Genomic DNA, 18,466 nt, shown 5'->3' on the forward strand with positions numbered 1-18,466 from the left:
TCTGTTATTTATTACGGCAGGCATGACGGGCCTATAGGTTCAAATGTTTTATAACCCAACACAAATTCCTGGTGTCCCAGTCTTTCCGAACAGGATTTTTGCCCGCGGATAAGACTGCATATCTTTTCAAAGATCTCGTTTCCAACCTCAGCTAAAGTAGCTTCGTTGTTAAGGATCTTACCGGCGTTAATGTCCATATCATCCCGCAGATGCGCAAATGTTTCAGGATTGGCGCACACCTTTATTACCGGGGAAATAGCAGCGCCCACTACAGACCCTCTGCCAGTGGTAAATAAAACACAATGCGCACCCGAAGCAATCAGTTCCACTATTTCGGAGCTATCATTAGGATTCGGAAACCCGAAACGAGGATCTCCATCCGGCACAATATCCATCAGGTATAGTCCTCCCTTTCCCGGCAAATCTCCGGGCTTGATCATACCTGCTATGCTTGCGCTACCTGTTTTACAATAAGCGCCCATTGATTTTTCTTCCAGTGTGCTTAGTCCTCCTGCAGCATTGCCGGGCGCAAAACTACCATGTCCCATGATAGAATAATACTTCGCCGCTTTATAAACTGCTTTCTTTAATTCTTCTGCCAGTGCAGGATTCACTGCCCTGCTGCTCATAATTTCTTCCAATCCTATCATCTCTCCGGTATTCTCAAAAAGTGCAGTGCCACCCTTTTCCACGATCATATCAAATGCTTTACCTACCGAAGGATTGGCCGTAATACCACTGGTAGCATCACTGCCGCCACAGACAACGCCTACGGTTAATTCAGCGATATCAAAATTTACTTTGGGTACTTTGCTGATTTCCTGTAAGGCCGTAGTCACAAACTGTACGCCGCTGCCAATAGATACCCCTGTACCTCCGGCCACCTGGATACCAATCAGCTTTGCAGGTCTGCCACTGGCTTCAATATTTTCCAGCAGCCTTTTACTATTAAAGCTCTCACAGCCCAGGGACACCAGCAATACAGCGCCCACATTAGGATGTACACACAATGCATTCATGATCTTATCGGCATAGGCATTGGGATAACAACCTCCAAATCCTATGAGTTGTACCGGCTGATCACGGAAGTGCATCGTAATTTCCCTGGCTACATGATGCGCACATTCTACCATATAAGCAACAAGCACCACATTGCGGATGCCTTTTCTGCCATCTTTACGCAGGTAACCTTTAAAATCATTTGTCTTTGATGAATTCATGATCTAAAGTATAAGTTGGTATATAATCGCTTTTCATATTATGCAGGTGAACATGCATGCCACAGGCAATATCTGTTGTAGCAGATCCAATAGGCACACCAAACTTGATGATCTTATCACCTTTGGCCAGGTGTACTGCCGCCACCTTATGACCAATCCCTAATGGCTCGTTAAATGTGATGGTCAGCCCATCCAATGCGATCTGCTCCCCTGCCTGTATACTGTTCCGTACCACATACACATTATCTTCCGGATTAATTTTTATCAGTTTTTCCATATCGCTGTATTTTGATGTGAAAAGATGCGCTATTCCGTACCTGCCATATGATTGCCGATCCCAATAAATACCACAGATATAATGAGCATAATGATGCCGGCCCACAAGTAAATCTGTGTACGGCGGTTTACCAGTTTCCATTCCTTCAATCCCAATCCCCACAGGTTACTGAAGAGGATAATAGTAGCCATGTGAAGCGTCCAGCTGGCAAAGTCATACTTGCCCATCTTTGTGGCGCCCATACCATAAAAGAAATATTGTCCGTACCACATTAATCCACTGAGGATAGACAGTAAATAATTTCTTAGCAACAAACCTTTGGGCAACGTAACAAAGTCACCAAATGATTTATGCCTGCGGCTCAGTATCATGGCATATACAAAATTGGTGGTAAATCCTCCGGCCAGTGCCAGTACAAAAATCGGAATGTTGACAAACACCTTTTGGGTGCCTGCAAGCAAAGCCGCTTCCGCAATGGGTTTGCCGGCATTGATAGCCAGCGCCATAAATGCGCTCATGATGCCACCTAATACGGCTAATGTTAATCCTTTCACCGCGGAAAATTCTTTTACCGCTGCTGTTTTCTCTTCTTCATTAAGCGATCTGTCTTTCAGTACACCAGCATATCCGCACAAGATGATACCGATCACGCATATCAGGAATCCCAGGGAAATAATGGCGCCGGGAACCGTATTGAAAAGCATCCCGATCTTATGATCCATAATAGCGGGTACAATAGTGCCTACAATGGCGCATACACCCAGGCAAATTGACTGTCCCAGTGAGAGCCCCAGGTAACGAAGGCCCAGACCGGCCATCAGACCACCGAAGCCCCATAATACCCCGAACAGGTAAGTCAGGAGCATACTGTTGGTAGATGCACTTTTCAGAATACCCGATAAATCCGGCGTAGTTAATAAGCCGCCAATGGTAGGCATGATGATCCATGCAACAAAGCCCAGTGTGATCCAGTAAGTTTGCCAGGCCCATCTCTTCACCTTATAAGTAGGAACATAAAAACTGGCGGAAGAGAAGCCGCCTATCGAATGAAAAAGTATACCCAGCAGTTGTTCCATAGTTAATGATCAGGTGAAATAAGCTGTTCGTAATAAATAACGTTATATAGAAAATATATTAAGGCAGATGAAAAACCTCGCGCAGCATCTCTTCTTTTCCTTTGGTACTGGAAGCGTGTTCACAAACAAGTACTTCTGTCATGTGCTGCCACCATTCTTTACAGATGTCATATTCCCCGATCCGGTTGTAGGCTGCTTCATCTTCCACTTCCAGGTAGCCGAAAAGAAATCCGGTTTCTTTTTGCAGGAAGATGGAGAAATTATGTACCCCATGACGATTGTATATCTCCTCCAATTCCGGCCATATAGGATTGTGGCGTCTTTCATATTCCGCTGCCATCCCGTCTTTCGCCTGTATTAAAAATGCTTTACGGATCATACAGCCAATTTTACCGGTGAAGAAGTTGTGGAAGTCCTGTATTCCATGGCCAGGTCTTTTGCCGTGAGGAACCTGGCTCCACGTTGCCGCAACAGTGTACATAAGTTATCAAACTCAGTAAGTGCTTTTTCGCCGCAGTTTTTTACGATGAACGGTAGCGGTTTTACACTGCATTCACCAAAATCCAAAGCGCCTTGCGGCATCTTGTAAAACTCCCAGGGATGCAGATAAAAACACAGTACAGGACGTTTTTGATGGTCCTGCACATACCCCAGAAAATTCTCTACTTTTTCCATCAGCACTTTAGCAGATTTGGTGCGGAATAGTGGCCACTGGTCACGGTCGCGTTGATAAGGATCATTACTTTCCATGGTGAGATCACAGAAATTAGGGATTTCCACAAGCTTCATTTTGCCGGGTTTAGTCCAGTCTTTGGCGGAAGGATGGTACGGTACAAAAGGTTTGTTATAGAAATACAATGGAAAAGATGCATCGGAAATGTATCCCAGTTTCTCCAGCACATTCATGACACGGGTACTACCCCACAGCCGCGGGCAACGGAAGCTAACCGGTTGTTCGCCGCTCACATCGCGGACAATTTTTGTAGCAATCGTCAGACGGCCTTCCACTTCCGAAGGAAGGATGGGCCAATTGTTGGGTAAGGGGAAAATAGGATCCCCCAATGTTTCATGCAGCAATCCATGACAACCGGTTTCATGTCCGGCATCGCGGACACGCTTTACCATAACAGGATTGTTCTCCGCCGCATGGCCTGTCCAGTAAAAGGTGGCGGGCACTTTGTGTTTTTTCAGGATCTTCAGCAAGGGAGGCGTTCCCTTACGCACCCCTTCATAGAAAGGCGTAAAAGAACCGATATCCGTTTCCATATCAAAACCAAATACTACATCAAATGGTAGTTGTTCTTTGGACGATACTTTTAATTTATTTTTTGTGAGACGCATTTTTTAGCATTTAAACGGGTGAAAGAATTATTTATATTTCATGGAATACTTCACGGGCAGCATCAATAGCCTGTTCTATATCCGCTGCCGTATGTGCAATACTGATATACCATAATCCTCTTCCGATAATCCTTACTTTTCTATTGTGCATACCGGCAATGAACCTGCCGAGTTTGGCGCGGTCAAATGATAAAGTATCCCGGTAATCTTTTGCGGCCGTTAGTTCCGTAAAAGCAATATTAAACATGGGGCCGGGGCCTTGTACCAATACCTTATGTCCTGCTGCTGCGGCAGCCTCCCACAGTCCTTCCATTAATTGTTTACCATAAGTAAATAGCCGCTCGTAAGGCTGTTCCTTTTCCAACACTTCAATGGTTGCCAATGCCGCTGCAACGGGGGAATTGCCGGCATTCATAGTACCGGCATGAATTACTTTCGCCGACTCAATCACCTCCATCCACGCGCGCTTTCCTACCACAGCACTGATCGGATATCCGCTTGCCATGGCTTTGGCAAAAATGGATATATCCGGAACGACCTTAAAATATTGCTGAGCGCCTCCCAGGCTCATTCTGAAACCGGTAATCACTTCATCAAAAATGCAGGCGATACCATACTGATCACATATTTTCCGCAGACCTTCCAGGAAGCCCGCTACAGGCGGAATACAGCCATTGTTGCACATCACCGGCTCCGTGATGATACCGGCAATTTCTTCATACCGTTCTGCCACCGTGCTTTCCAGTAATGCGAGGTCGTTCCACGGCAGGATGATAAATTCATCTTTGGCCCGTTCGGGAATACCCTGCGACCACGGAAATACATTCGGATGCTCCCGGCTGCCCAGCGCCTGCACATCAGGAGTGGAAATACCCCAGGCAACGTTGTCCAGCCAGCCGTGATAATGCCCTTCAAAACGCAGAAACTTTTTTCTGCCGGTTTTCGCCCTTGCCACCCGGAAAGCAGTTTGCACCGCTTCGGAACCATCCAGGCAAAAACGCATCAGCTCTGCTGAATGAATGAGCTGATTCATTTTCTCCGCCAGTTCAAGTTCGCGGATATGCTGCCCTGCAAACAATTGCCCATTTGCTGCATATTGCTGCACCGCCTCCTGCACATAAGGGTGTGCATGTCCTAACAGTAAAGGGCCCTGACTTAAAGTAAAATCGAGGTATTCATTGCCATCCACATCATAAAGGCGACTGCCTTTGCCATGCGTATAAAATAATGCATGGGGATAACTGTATTTCCTGAATTCCGAGGACACGCCCCCTGCCATTACTTTCTTTGCCCTTTCCAGTAGCCTGGCCGATTGAGAATATTGAAGATCCATACACAAACTTTTTATTTTTTGATAACAGTTCCGGGCTTACAGTACCACTACTTGTTTACCGGATTGTACTTTCGCTTTCAATGCTTTCAGCGATGAATAACTCAGTCCTGTTATATCTTTTTGTTGTGGAGATAAAAAACTGGCCAGGTATCCGATGATCACGCAAGACATGACACTGATGGCGCCATAGAGGTATACGCTGATCGTTGTTTCACTCCTGACAACCCATACTATCACCACGCCTGCAATAAGCCCGCTGATCACACCGGTGGTATTGGCCCTGTTGGTAAAAATTCCTAAAATAAAGACACCCGCAAGGCTACCTCCCAGGATACCCAGCACTTCCTGGAACAGATCGAATATGAACTGCACATCCAGAGCGGCAATAGCCAATGCACTGGCAGTACCGAAAATACCCGCTATCACAGTGGCCTGTCTGGCTACCATGAGGGTATTTTTATCTGTACCAACAGGACGGAAGCGTTGATAAATATCAGAGAAGAAGGTCGCCGAAATACTATTCATACTACTGCTCAGGGTAGATTGACTGGCCGCAAAGATGCCGGCAATCACCAACCCGGAAATACCGACGGGGAGCTGCTGCACCACGAAATATGGCAGGATCTCATCCACCTTATCAGAGGCAATGATTCCGGGATTATCATGATAAAAAACATACAGTACGGTACCCAACCCAAAAAATATCACGGTACCAGGAAGGGTAATCCAGGCATTTACCCAAAGACTTTTGGCTGCCTGCTTTTCATCTTTAACGGTCAGGTATCTTTGAACAATCGCCTGATCAGAAGTGTAAGGAATAATATTCAGGAAAAAGAATCCAACAATACACACCCATAAAACCAGGCTATCCGGTTTCCAGCCCAATTGGAACAACGCAAATTTATCCGCGGCCATTCCCTGGTCAAACACACTCTGAAAACCACCCTTTACATTGAAGACGGCTACAAGGAAACATACGGCCGCTCCCCCCATCAATATTACTACCTGTGCCACGTCTGTCCATACAACCGCTTCAATACCACCCATCACCGTATAAATGATGCAGATAACACCCATGATAACAACCAGTAAATAAATATCAATACCGGTTACAGCAGCAATAGCTACAGCAGGCAGGTAAAGCACAATACCCATACGTCCCATCTGAAAAAAGATAAAAGAAAGGCTTCCGAAAAGACGCACATTGGGACTGAAACGATGCTCCAGGTATTCATACGCGGAAGTAACATTCACGCGCCGGAAGAAAGGAATATAATATTTAGCGACTATCGGTACCGTAGCCAGGATCAGTACAGAACCGATGGCCAGCGTCCAGTCTGTTGCAAAAACGATGGCCGGTATAGCCATAAACGTTATAGCACTTATCTGCGTACCATAAATACTTAAGCCCGCGGCCCACCAGGGAATTTTTCCACCTGCGGTGAAAAAGTTATCCGTGGTTTGTCCTCTTTTATCATAGATAAAACCGATCCACAGCATCAATCCCAGGTATACCACTAAGGTGATCCAGTTTATCCAGCCGAAGCCCAGGTTTTTAGACAAGGTAAAAATGCCGATGGAATCCTGACCTGCTGCCTTGTTATTTTCCATGACGACCCATTCACTGTTCCACTTTACAGCTGTATTACCCAGGGAAATATCCAAAGAAGATAATTTACCGAAATCAAGCCATTTATTTGCTTCTGCATTATAGGCCATCAGGTTGGTACCAGCAGCAGTCGAATCACCCTGAGATTGACCCTTTACAGGAAAAAGTATATGATTAAGACCTACTGTAGGAGCCGGGGAAGGAGCACCCGCCACGCCTTGCGGCATATTGGCAACAACCTGCCATTTCCCACCGGAAAGTTTGTTTCCGGTAAATGCCGGCGTAAAGCGGTAAGCATCTGTTAGTACCCGGGGAGCGCCATTCTCTGCAGGTATTTCAATACCGCTGAAAAGGAAAAAATCGTTGTGCATGGTGGCGCCAACAGCGAGCATCCGTGCAGGACCAGGCCAGGCTTCCAGCGTAGTCCACTGTTGTTGTGCAGCAGGACTGCGTAAATCAAGTGCCAGAAAAGTAGCAGCTGGCAATCCTTCCGCACTCATTTCCCCCCCGGCTATAAACAGGTAATCACCCACTACAGCACCCGAAAGGTCCGCTAAAGGAAAGGGAAGTGCAGCCAGCTTCCTGCTGGTAATTTTACCCTTGTTATAGGAAACCGTATAGACATCCGGATAATATTGCTGTTGATCACGTCCACCTACCAGGATAATCTCCTCTTTATATGAAAATGAGGCGCCGTACGCCATTGGTTTCGGCAACTTTTCAGCGGCCATTTTCCAACTCCCTGATTTTTCAGAAAGGATATAAATATGATCATAACTTTTTCCTCCCACTGCTCCCGCAGGTGCGCCATCTACCAGATCAGCGCCACCCATGGAGAGCATAACATTATTACTTACACCTGCATACATCCCTGCAAACCCTTCTTTAACAGGCGCAGAAGGCAAGGCTTCCCATTTTAATTGTTTTTGTAATTGCGCAGCTAATAACAGCGGACTACAACATATCACCAGTGCGAATAAAAAATATCTGAAGTTCATAAGTATCCTCTTAATCGTTTTAATAATTCACACCAGCTTACCAGCTCGTCCAACCGCCATCTACCAACAGGTTATGGCCCGTGATATAAGCCGATGCGGCGGATGCTAAAAACACTATCGGTCCTTTTATATCATCATCGTCGGCAAATCTTCCCAGTGGCGTTAATCGTTTATAATTACTGACAAACTCATTATCCCCTATATCTTCTGCTATTCCCGGACCATATCCTCCGGGGCTGATACAATTGCAACGGATATTATACTTTCCGTAATAATTGGCTATCCATTTTGTAAACCCTACCATGGCCCATTTATCATAGGTATAATTTAAGGGGCTGCTCATACCGGTTTTACCATACACCGGGAAATTAGGTCCTACTGTTCCCTGGATAGAGCCGATGTTGATAATGTTTCCGTATTGCTGGCTGCGCATTATTTTGATAACCGCCTGCGTTAATAACACCATGCCGGTTGAATTAATGGATTGCGCCAGTTCCCACTCCGATTTCTCTATATCTTCCAGGTCTTTAAATCCTTCCCTGGAAACAGCATTGTTTACCAGGATATCTATCTTGCCATATTTCTTACGGATATATTTTGTAAAATCACGGATCGATTTTTCATCACCAAGATCCAGTGCAACACCTTCCGCAAGGAACCCCATCTGCTTGAGTGTAGCCGCGTATTCTTTACAGCCGGCCTCATTCCTGGAGGCGATGATCACGCTGGCACCAGCTTCCGCTAGGGCGCTGCAAATTGGTTTGCCATAGTAACCGGCTCCCCCTGTTACAATAGCCACCCGGCCATCAAGACTGAACATTTCTTTCAACATAATTTTTCTTTTTCTTTTACAAATCCTGTATATCCAATAGCAGTCGTATCAACTTGACCAATTTGCCGGTGTAATAATATCTTCCGGAACAGCTGCAAAAGCCCGACTGGCCGCCGCCCTGGCAGCTACACTAATGGAGCCGCCTTCCAGTAAATCTATATTCTGTGCTACCTGCTGTTTATTTTCCGCGCCAAAAACAATACTTGTAATACCATCCATATCCCGGATGTAGGAAAAAACAAACTGCGCTATACTCATCCGCTCTCCCGCAGCCAGCAGTTTTAATTGATGAAGATAGGCAGCCGCATTTACCAGGTTACCTTTCAGTTCATCCGGTGTAAGAAAGAAAAGCCCTTGCAGGAAAACACTCCTCGCAAATATTATTTTCCCCGATGCTTTCATGTGTGCCAATGCACCGTTATCGATCAACCGCTGATCAAATACGTTGATAGGGATTTGTAATGCCTGGATGAAAGGCTGCGCTGCAAACCATTCCGCCTCCGCGGGATGATCTATTGAAACCCCTGCAAGATCAATCAACTGCTCATGCTGCAGGTCTTCAAAAATGGAAGGGAGTACCTTCGCTATCGCCTCCATAGGGAGTTCCCGGCTCATATGAAGCAGGCATACCGGTATTTTCTTTAATCCCAACAACCGCAGTGACGATCTTACACTTGCAAATACTTCTGCTCTTGCTTTATCGATATCGTAGATGTTTTCCGGACTGATCTTGAATTTTGTAACAGTATTTATGGTTGCCGGCTTTCCCTGGTCTGCTAAAAAAGCACCTGTCAATTGCTCCGCAGATCCATAAGTGGCGGCTGTATCAAAAGTATTGATCCCTGATTCCAGCGCAAATGAAAGTAGTTCCAGGCTCTCTTCCAGTGGGGGTTTCCCGCTTTTATTGGCGATACCATAATTCATTCCAAGCGCCACAGTGCCCAGTGTTAGCTTTGAAATAGTATATCCGTGTATGTTAGCATATTGCATAGCAGGTGTTTATAATGATATTTTCATAACAGCACCAGGACCGGGCTCACCATAGCCTCCGGTTACCATCAGCGTTTGTTTATCTGTGAAGATCAGGTTACTGGTTAATGGCATACTTGTATCGATGCTACAAATAAATGCACCTTCAACCGTATAGTTGTGTACCGCCTGCATGCCATAATGCGCTACCCAGAGAGTTCCCTGATGATCCATGGCAAGTCCATCCGGCAGGTTATCCTGTTCCCGGCCGGAAGCATGACGTGGCAATGCGATGGTGAGTACCGGCACACGGTTTTCAGCGGGGCTTTTTACATCTATTTTCAATATGCTGTTTTGATAACTCTCGGCTACAAACAGCCATCTTTCATCTTTTGATAGTACCAATCCGTTTGGATAGTCCATGTTATCCGCCACCACTTCCTGGTGACCATTCTTTCCTATCCTGAATACTTTGCCGATATATCTCACCGAATCAGTAAAGTAAATATTACCGGCAGTATCTGCAATGACATCATTGGGGGTAAATACTTTTACGCCGGCGCAATAGTCCCTGATCTCATCTTTAATAAAAGTGCCATCCGGCCCAAACCTTCTCACGGCACTCAGTTCACTATCACAAATGAGGTGGTCATTACCCGGTAAAATAAATTGTCCGTTCGGGCATACTGACTTTGCCCATTTACTCATCTTACCATGTTCATCCACCTTCATGATCCATCCTCCCGAAAGTGTGGTAAAGAACAGGTTGCCATCCTTATCCAGTGCTGGTCCTTCGGTGTAATAACGAAGTGCTGCTATTTCAATTATCCTTTTATGTAGAATCTGCATCGTGCCATTTTTAATATTGAACTATTCAAAAGGAAACATCGGGATGCGCCTGTTGTGGTATTGAAAAGCCGTCATATCCGCCTGGGTAACACCAGGGGTGTCTACCTGCAGGATAGTCGGACAAACAGAACCATAGGCAGCCACCGGCGCATTCACGCCTTTCGCCACTATTACGTCAAATCCTGCGGGATCAATATCAAATGCTGTTAACTGACGGAGACTGAAAGGAAGTGTTCTCAAAGATGTAAACATGATGACGCTCTGTTCATTCATGGTCACGATGGCGATCTTCCCCATATCAAAATTCACCTGGCCGCCATGCCGGGGATTTGCTTCCCGGAACTTTCCATCTGCCAGCCTGATTAACTTCACCTCGCAGGAATAAATATCATCGGGGGAAACGTCTTCCCGTATGCTGATATTAAAATATGCTCCTGCTACCTGTTTTGCAGCAATGGCAACAGCCAATGGATCGTACAGGCAGATAAAAAACGGGCAATTTTTCTCCTGGCTTAATGCTTTCAGCAGATGCGTACTGTTTCCCGGTGCACCGCCGCCTACATTATCTCCCATATCCAAGAGTAATACCGGCTTTTTGCTGTTGCTGATAACCGGGCATAAAACGTTTATATCCTTTTTACTACTGTTGAATGCCTGCTTGTTGTCAAGGATCATAGACACGAGCTGATTACCTGCCTCCTGGGCTATCTCCGCATTATTATCGGAGATCACCAATATGGAAGTACCCATTTCCCGTACATCCGCATAAGGAAATCCTAGAAGAATACTGACAGATAGCAGTCCATTCCGCGCACGCCATTCCTTAGCGGCGGCAAACAGGCTTTTACAAGGCTCTGCGCCCGTATGTTGTTGTTCTATACTGATCGCCAAAGGCAGCTGAAACAAGCGTTGTACAGGTTTACATTGCTGCCTTAATATTTTAACCATGATCTCCGCGGCTTCCTGACCGGTTTCGCGTTGATCGATATGGGGATTTGTTTTATAGGCTACTAGCGCATTGGTAACGGAGGCCATTAAAGGGCTCACATTCGCATGCGGGTCCAGCGTACCTACAACCGGTATATCTTCACCTAATCTATTTCGCAGCGTTTGTAACCAATGGCCGTCCATGTCGGGATAGCGTTCACTTACAGCCGCACCATGCGGAATAACAAGACAACCATCTACCGGCAATTCTTTTTCAAGCAGGTTCATCATTTCATGGAGGAGCGTGTGATAGGTATCAGCAGTAATAATACCTCCCGGTGTGGCTTTCGCAAACATCACCGGCACCACTTCAATACCTTCTCTATCCATTACTTCCAGCATGCCGCCAATTTCATGATGTGCATACCGATATTCTTCTTTGATCTCCACGCCTTTCAGCCAATGACCATTTTTAAAATCATCCAGCGTAGTGGTAGTAGTGATGAAAGTATTTGATTCGTGATAAATTCCCAGTAATGCAACTTTAAACGCCATAAGTCAGGGTCAGTTTATTCGTGCAACAGCATCCACTTCAAATTTCAGCACATCGCCCAAACATCCTATAAGCGTAGTTCTTGCAGGATAGGGTTCTTTGAAATATTCTCTGTAAATATTATTAAACGCCGGAAGATCTGCTTGTTGAGCTACATAATTACGCACCTGCACCACATCTGTAAAATCAAGACCGGCAGCTGTGAGCACTGCGCGCAGGTTTTCAAATGAGCGTCTGCATTCTTCTTCAAAAGTTCCGGCAATAATACTTCCCTTCAGATCTGTGGAAGCCTGCCCGGAAATAAAAAGAAAATCACCCGATTTAATTGCCGCAGAAAATGGAAGCGGGCTTGCTGGTACACCAGGTCCCTTTATTATAATTTTATCAGTCATACATGTTGTGTTTACGTGGAATTAGCCGAAAGAGAATAGTTATTATTGTATTACCGGGCTGGTGAAAGCATCTATCTTTCCCATAATGGTGATCACTTCTGCTTCTTTCCAATCTTTCTGTGTATTGGCCAGTGGCGCTTTGGTTGGCCCGATCTCGATATCATATTTCAATCGCATTGCAGCTCTTAAAAATGTCCAGATATTTGGCATGATCTGGTGAATCACATCCTGGAAGGAAAGCATGAATTCTTTTGCAAGCGGATAATTCCCGTTTACAAATTCAGACATGACATACTTGCATTGCAAGCCCCATACATTATAGGTTGAACCTATGGCGCCCACCGTACCGCAAAGGGAAGCATGACAAAACAATTCATCCGAACCACTGAACAGTTTTAATTTATCCCCTGCATAATTATGAATCAGGCTGATGTCCAGTAATTGATTGGTAGTTAATTTCATTCCGGTCACATTGGGAATTTCCAGTAACTTTTTAACAAAGCTCAGGGTGTCTCCCGGGATGGAATTATCTCCCAACTGGTAAGGAAAAAAAGGAAGGCTGGTTGCCTTTGCAATATGCAGGTAATGTTCCAGCGCCATTTGCGGAGAAGCGGCGTAATAAATGGGGCCAACAGAAGAAATACCGCTAACACCACACTGTTCCGCATGTCTGGCCAGGTTTACAGATTCCTCTGTAGTAAGCGCACCTACCTGTACCATGACCGGTACCCTTCCGGCAGCGATGCTGGTAACGGCTTCCGTCACTTTTTTTCTTTGTCCTTCTGTAAATAAAACGCCCTGCCCCGTAGATCCAAGGATATACAAACCATCCATGCCTTGTGAAATGAGCAATTCGACCAATTTTTCCAGTTGATCAAATGCAGGCGCACCTTTATCGTCAACGGGAGTAAACATTGCCGGCCACAAGCCTTTAAATCCATTTTTCATTTTCTATGTATTTAGTAGTATTGCCTATATATGTGCGTTAATAAACCGGATTGTTTCGTTTACTGTATTGAAATACTGTGCATCCGTTTTGTCTGCCATCCTTGTTGTACTGGCCGGGTCTTTAAACCCATGACCTGAAACAATACAAATGATGTGGTCCTTTTTATCAATTTCCTTTTTATGCAAAGCATGCTTTAACCCGGCCAAAGCAACCGCGCCGGCGGGTTCACAATAAATTCCTTCCATCGTGGCCAGTTGTTGCTGGCATTCATACACCGCTTCATCCGCTACCACATAACCAGTTCCACCACTTGAGCGGCATCCTGCTATAACTTTATTTCCATCCAGCACATTCGGCACCTGTAAGCCGCTAATCAGTGTTTCACTCCTTGAAATGCCCTTCGCCTCCTGCATTCCTTCCCGGAGAGCGCCGCTGATGGTATCATTTCCTTCCGGTTGTACACAATACACCCGGGGCGGATTAAAAGCAGGATGATGTTCCTTCCATATGCGGAAACCTTCGGTTATGGCCAGTGTTAGTCCACCGCCACCTGCAGGGGAAAACACATGTTTATTTTCCTGCGGCAATGCAGTGGCCAGCTCATAGGAAATAGTTTGTACCCCCGACATACCAGCCGGACAATATTTATAGGCGCTTATCTGCACCAGGGAATTATGTTCCGCAGCAATAGCTGTTAAACGGTCCATTACTTCCTTCGTGAGCATAAAATCTTTTCCGAAATTTTTAATCATCATGATCTCTGCTCCGTACACCCGCATTTGTTGCAGTTTTCCCGTAGGCGCACCATCTACGATCGCCAGGAAACATTTTATATCAGCAGCCGCGCAATAGGCTGCCAGCGCAGCGCCGGTATTACCACTGGAGGTAGCCAGGCAAAACCGCGACCCACGGTTAAGCAGATCAGCTACCGCATACGCCGCAAACCGGTCTTTGTAAGAGCCGGAAGGATTTGTTATCTCAAGCTTGAAATATAAATGATCAAGTCCTAATGCCGCGCCTAGCCGCCGGGATTTTACCAGCGGCGTATTCCCTTCTCCCAAAGTAATTTTATTGGGTTCCGCTATCGGGGAAAGTAAGTGTCCATATTGCCAGATGCCGTTCAAAATTCTTTTGGGAATTGAAGTTTTTTTAATGGATAGGAAAGGAAATTGTGCAAAAAACCGCCGTCAGCAAGTATAGTCGTCCCCGTTATAAAGGAGGCTTCCCCGGATGACAACCAGTAAGCTACATCTGCTATTTCTGTCACATCACCGGCCCTTTGCAGGGGCGTATTATCCTTCATATCATCATTGAATATATTACTGATATCATTTGTTGTTGTATCCGTAAAGTCAGCACTCAGACTGGTATTGATATTACCGGGATTGATAGCCACTACCCGGATACCTTTCGGACCATATAAAGCGGCCAGTTCATAGGTTAAACTTTCCAGTGCGCCTTTGCAGGAAGTATAAGCGGGGCTGCCCGCTCCTGCACGGCTAGACTGGATACTGGACACATTAATGATCACCCCCGGTATGTGGTACTGTTCCATTACCTCCGCGGTATACTTCGTCAGAAATGCGGGCGCTGTTATACAAACGCGCCATGTTTTTTCCCAGGTTTCCGGCGAAATAGTACGCATCGTTTCCCGTGTTCTCCAGGCAGCATTATTAACGAGTACGTCTATACGTTTCCATTTCTCTACTGTGCTGTTTACGATGGTGTGCAAAAAATCCTGCTCCTGCAGATCGCCTGTCAGCAACAGGTAATCACTTTGCAGTGCCTGCAATTCCGCTTCCACCTGTTTTAATCCGGCTGCATCTATATCCACGAGTGTGAGTGCATAGCCCTTGCTGGCGTACTTTAACGCCATAGCAGCACCTATACCACCAGCTGCACCGGTTATGATGACCACAGGGCGCGCTGTCATGATATCACTACTTTACCGGGTTTTGAAATGGGCAGTATGCCACCTAATGAGTCGCCTTTTTTTACCAGAGGAACCACGCGCAGAAAAAGAACGATGCCGTCGTTGGTGGCTGTTACCGTTTCCCGGCGGCCACTATGCGGATCCATGATGTATCCCCACAGTTGTCCTTCGCTTATCTTATCTCCCGTTACAACAGCAGGTACAAATATTCCTTCGGAAGGAGCGGGCATTTTTGATTGCAGGTGACCATTTTCAGGCGTATAATCTTCTACCCAATATTGTAATAACGGCGCTGTTCCGGATTCCGGATCCATCATCTTCAAACCGGTAAGTACCTGTAAGCATCCTTGTTTGTATGCTTCCACAATTTCATTTCTTACTGCACTTCCGCCACCATATTCTATATAGATGGCGGGAACATTCGCATCTCTTGCAACAGATAAAGTTCTGCCATCCAGCGAATCATCAGTTCCCCAGATAACCGGTAGGTTAAATGCCTTTGCCATTTCCTGTTGAAGGGTAAGAATTTCGGGAGAAGTGTGTAACATATAACCTGCCAGCGGGTAGATGTCGAACAACCGTCCGCCGGTATGCATATCGATATAATAGTCAGCTTTCCGGATAAGCATACTCACTGCTGCGGCTGCACGTGCAGAACTGCTGCCGGCGCTATCACCGGGACAGATACGTGCAAGATCCAGTCCGTCATCACCGGTACGGCTACCGGCAGCATAGGCGCCAGGATTTACAACCGGCACAATGGTTACACTTCCGGTCTTTAGCCGGTCCTGTAAATGACTGGTTAAGGCAAGTGCAGCCAGCATTGGTTCGTATTCATCACCATGTACCCCGGCGGTGATTAAAACGCGCGGGCCATCCAGTTTTGAATCAATGTGATAAGATGTATTATATCCGGGTGATGCTACCATCCTTTACTTATATTTTTTGGTCATAATGAACCGGGAGAACTTTTACACAACCAGTTTGAACCAACGGATGTTGGATACCATTTTTTCATAACACCAGAACGCAATGAAAATAGTATGATCCGGTAGTATGGTGATACAGGGTGCGCCAAATTTCAATTCGTTGAATTCGTGTACCATGTTCTCCTGTTTCTGCGCATCCTTGTTTTCCTGTATGCCGCCCCAAAGACAAAATTCATCCTCATTGATCCAGGTATCATCCGTTAAACGGGCTGTAGTGATCCACAGGCCTGGCTTATCCGTTCTCCTGTATACGGCGAGTAATCTTCCGTCAGGCAATTCCGTTAAAGCCATGGTTTGCCCTTGTATATTGGTAGAAGCAGGAGCCGTCCATGTTTTTCCTTTATCCCTGCTGATGGTGAAATGATTTTTCAGATCCACGCCTTTTTTCTCATCAAATACCCAGGACACTGCCACGAAAAGACCATTCGATAATTCAACGATCTTTCCTTCCCAGTAGATAATCTGTTCCGTGTTACTATCCATCACCTCCATATGTTCCGGCCAGGTTTTACCCTGGTCGTGCGACACCAGCGCCACCATTTTCATTCCGTTCGGGCTGTATCCATTCCAGCCTCTCCAGGTGGATGTGGGCCAGATCCAGCGGCCATCTTTCAACAACACGATGGGACTGCAGGCTTCAAAAGAGGGGCCTGTCAGCGGCGGTTCTATTAATGCAGGAGTGGTCCATGATTTTCCGGCATCAAAGGAGCGGATCAGTAGTAATTCGGTAGGAACGAAGCCCATGTTTTCAGGATTCGCCAATCCTTCTTCCGGATAGCTTTCCCTCCGGCTGCGCACTACCATGGCTGCCAGTTCATTATTTCCCATATTGGTAAGCCGGGCGCAATTGGAGCTGAGATTTTTATACTGTGCGGGCAGCAAGGATTGCGGCACGCTCCAGGTAAGGCCCTCGTCGGACGATCTGCTGATACAGGTATCTGAATCAATGGATTCAAATGCTTCCCCGGTTACAAAGGATGCGATGAGGTCACCGTTCTCTAATCCAACTATCCAGGGAAAATACGCATGGCGGCTGAAAACATGCGGTTTAGGATTGCGATAAATAATTCCTGTGCCGGTTACATTTGTCTGATCTATTGACATTTTAGTATTATTCCGTTCAAAAAATATTGTAGTGTGGCTGTTCTATAGTCGAAAAAATGATTTACATTTAAATATGTAAGACATATTACAGTGACAAAAATAGAGCTTTTTATTTAACAACCAAATTTTAAATACTACATATTTAAATCAGCATATTTTATATGTTTGCAACGCAATTTTCAAACACATCATTCCACTTTTTCACCCGTACACATCAAACAGACAACATGTATAATTTTCTTATTGCTGCAGCTATATTTTGTGCCGCAGGTCCTCATGAAAGCACGGTCAGTCAACTATCCACCAATTTCTCTCGCGATACCGCAGCCGTTAATTCAACCTGGCTGGGGTTCAAAAGAACGGATATAACCATTGACGGTAGAAACTGCATTATCATCGAACCTGAAAAAAGCGCCCCTGGAAAACCCTGGATCTGGCGCACAGAATTTTTCGGGCATGAACCCCAGGGAGACAGCACGCTGGCTGCCAAAGGATTTCATGTTGTATATATGGACGTGCAGGATATGTATGGCGCACCGGCAGCTTTAGATCACATGGATAAATTTTATGCCTTCCTGACCAAAAAGAAGGGGCTGCATAAAAAGGCCGTACTGGAAGGATTCAGTCGCGGCGGCCTGTTTGCACTAAATTGGGCTGCGCGTCATCCGGACAGAACAAGCTGCATTTACCTGGATGCACCGGTATGTGATTTTAAAAGCTGGCCCGGAAACAAAGGAAAAGGTCCGGGGTCTGCTGACGACTGGGAGAAATTAAAAAAGGTATATCATTTCTCCACAGATGAAGCTGCCTTGGAATACAAATATAATCCAGTCGATAATCTTGCCCCGCTGGCCCGCTACAAGATTCCTATTCTCAGTGTCTGCGGAGCAGCAGATGAAGTGGTTCCCATGGATGAAAACTCCAACCTCGTAAAAGAACGATACGAAAAATTGGGTGGCATGATGCAGATCATAGCCAAAGAAGGTGTAGGGCATCATCCTCACAGTCTAAAAGATCCCCGCCCGATCGTTGATTTCATTTTGAAATACCGGATTAAATAATTAGGAATTTACGGATTTTTTGATTTTGAGATTTAGGGATTTGAAATGCAGCGG

General features: G+C 45.8%; 18 protein-coding genes. 1 reads left to right on the top strand and 17 read right to left on the bottom strand.

Annotated features, from left to right (window positions below):
• Positions 1-11: 11 nt before the first annotated feature.
• The 17 genes from ABQ275_RS15070 to ABQ275_RS15150 are packed head-to-tail and all read right to left on the bottom strand — an operon-like array spanning position 12 to position 17,351.
• The gene (locus ABQ275_RS15070) at positions 12-1,220 is read right to left on the bottom strand and encodes a UxaA family hydrolase (protein WP_349313972.1); all 1,209 of its coding nucleotides are present in this window, start codon (positions 1,218-1,220) and stop codon (positions 12-14) included.
• Positions 1,198-1,497: a UxaA family hydrolase gene (locus ABQ275_RS15075; protein ID WP_349313973.1), complete on the bottom strand. Its 300-nt coding sequence runs from the start codon at positions 1,495-1,497 to the stop codon at positions 1,198-1,200. Before ABQ275_RS15075 ends, ABQ275_RS15070 begins: the two co-directional genes overlap by 23 nt.
• A gap of 29 nt (positions 1,498-1,526) precedes the next feature.
• Positions 1,527-2,573 (bottom strand): L-rhamnose/proton symporter RhaT, encoded by a 1,047-nt coding sequence (locus ABQ275_RS15080; protein ID WP_349313974.1) that lies wholly within the window; start codon positions 2,571-2,573, stop codon positions 1,527-1,529.
• A 58-nt stretch (positions 2,574-2,631) separates the two neighbouring features.
• Complete coding sequence (gene rhaM, locus ABQ275_RS15085) at positions 2,632-2,952, bottom strand: L-rhamnose mutarotase (RefSeq protein ID WP_349313975.1); 321 nt, start codon at positions 2,950-2,952, stop codon at positions 2,632-2,634.
• The gene (locus ABQ275_RS15090) at positions 2,949-3,914 is read right to left on the bottom strand and encodes a polysaccharide deacetylase family protein (protein WP_349313976.1); all 966 of its coding nucleotides are present in this window, start codon (positions 3,912-3,914) and stop codon (positions 2,949-2,951) included. Before ABQ275_RS15090 ends, rhaM begins: the two co-directional genes overlap by 4 nt.
• Before the next feature lie 31 nt (positions 3,915-3,945).
• Entirely contained in the window at positions 3,946-5,247 is a 1,302-nt protein-coding gene (locus ABQ275_RS15095) for an aspartate aminotransferase family protein (RefSeq protein WP_349313977.1), read from the bottom strand.
• A gap of 36 nt (positions 5,248-5,283) precedes the next feature.
• Positions 5,284-7,854 carry a sodium:solute symporter family transporter gene (locus ABQ275_RS15100; RefSeq protein WP_349313978.1) on the bottom strand — a complete coding sequence of 857 codons (2,571 nt, stop codon included), beginning with the start codon at positions 7,852-7,854 and terminating at the stop codon, positions 5,284-5,286.
• Positions 7,855-7,891: 37 nt separating this feature from the next.
• Positions 7,892-8,686 (bottom strand): SDR family oxidoreductase, encoded by a 795-nt coding sequence (locus ABQ275_RS15105; protein ID WP_349313979.1) that lies wholly within the window; start codon positions 8,684-8,686, stop codon positions 7,892-7,894.
• Positions 8,687-8,734: 48 nt separating this feature from the next.
• The gene (locus ABQ275_RS15110; protein ID WP_349313980.1) at positions 8,735-9,676 is read right to left on the bottom strand and encodes an aldo/keto reductase; all 942 of its coding nucleotides are present in this window, start codon (positions 9,674-9,676) and stop codon (positions 8,735-8,737) included.
• Positions 9,677-9,685: 9 nt separating this feature from the next.
• On the bottom strand, positions 9,686-10,504 hold the full coding sequence (locus tag ABQ275_RS15115; RefSeq protein ID WP_349313981.1) for an SMP-30/gluconolactonase/LRE family protein: 819 nt from the start codon (positions 10,502-10,504) through the stop codon (positions 9,686-9,688).
• Between the two features lie 21 nt (positions 10,505-10,525).
• Positions 10,526-11,986, bottom strand: coding sequence for a M81 family metallopeptidase (locus tag ABQ275_RS15120; protein WP_349313982.1), 1,461 nt, complete (start codon positions 11,984-11,986; stop codon positions 10,526-10,528).
• A gap of 9 nt (positions 11,987-11,995) precedes the next feature.
• Positions 11,996-12,376 (bottom strand): RidA family protein, encoded by a 381-nt coding sequence (locus tag ABQ275_RS15125; protein ID WP_349313983.1) that lies wholly within the window; start codon positions 12,374-12,376, stop codon positions 11,996-11,998.
• 42 nt (positions 12,377-12,418) lie between these two features.
• Positions 12,419-13,324 carry a dihydrodipicolinate synthase family protein gene (locus ABQ275_RS15130; RefSeq protein ID WP_349313984.1) on the bottom strand — a complete coding sequence of 302 codons (906 nt, stop codon included), beginning with the start codon at positions 13,322-13,324 and terminating at the stop codon, positions 12,419-12,421.
• Positions 13,325-13,348: 24 nt separating this feature from the next.
• Complete coding sequence (locus ABQ275_RS15135; RefSeq protein ID WP_349313985.1) at positions 13,349-14,449, bottom strand: pyridoxal-phosphate dependent enzyme; 1,101 nt, start codon at positions 14,447-14,449, stop codon at positions 13,349-13,351.
• A complete protein-coding gene (locus ABQ275_RS15140; RefSeq protein ID WP_349313986.1) occupies positions 14,446-15,258 on the bottom strand; it encodes an SDR family oxidoreductase in 813 nt (270 codons plus the stop codon). Before ABQ275_RS15140 ends, ABQ275_RS15135 begins: the two co-directional genes overlap by 4 nt.
• Positions 15,255-16,187: a M14 family metallopeptidase gene (locus ABQ275_RS15145; protein ID WP_349313987.1), complete on the bottom strand. Its 933-nt coding sequence runs from the start codon at positions 16,185-16,187 to the stop codon at positions 15,255-15,257. Before ABQ275_RS15145 ends, ABQ275_RS15140 begins: the two co-directional genes overlap by 4 nt.
• 42 nt (positions 16,188-16,229) lie before the next feature.
• Positions 16,230-17,351, bottom strand: a complete 1,122-nt coding sequence (locus ABQ275_RS15150; RefSeq protein WP_349313988.1) for a sialidase family protein — start codon at positions 17,349-17,351, stop codon at positions 16,230-16,232.
• 227 nt (positions 17,352-17,578) lie between these two features.
• On the opposite strand from ABQ275_RS15150, the gene ABQ275_RS15155 reads away from it, so the two are divergent.
• The gene (locus ABQ275_RS15155; protein WP_349313989.1) at positions 17,579-18,412 is read left to right on the top strand and encodes an alpha/beta hydrolase; all 834 of its coding nucleotides are present in this window, start codon (positions 17,579-17,581) and stop codon (positions 18,410-18,412) included.
• Positions 18,413-18,466 lie beyond the last annotated feature (54 nt).

Source organism: Chitinophaga sp. MM2321 (genome assembly GCF_964033635.1).
In the GTDB taxonomy this organism is placed as follows: Bacteria; Bacteroidota; Bacteroidia; order Chitinophagales; family Chitinophagaceae; genus Chitinophaga.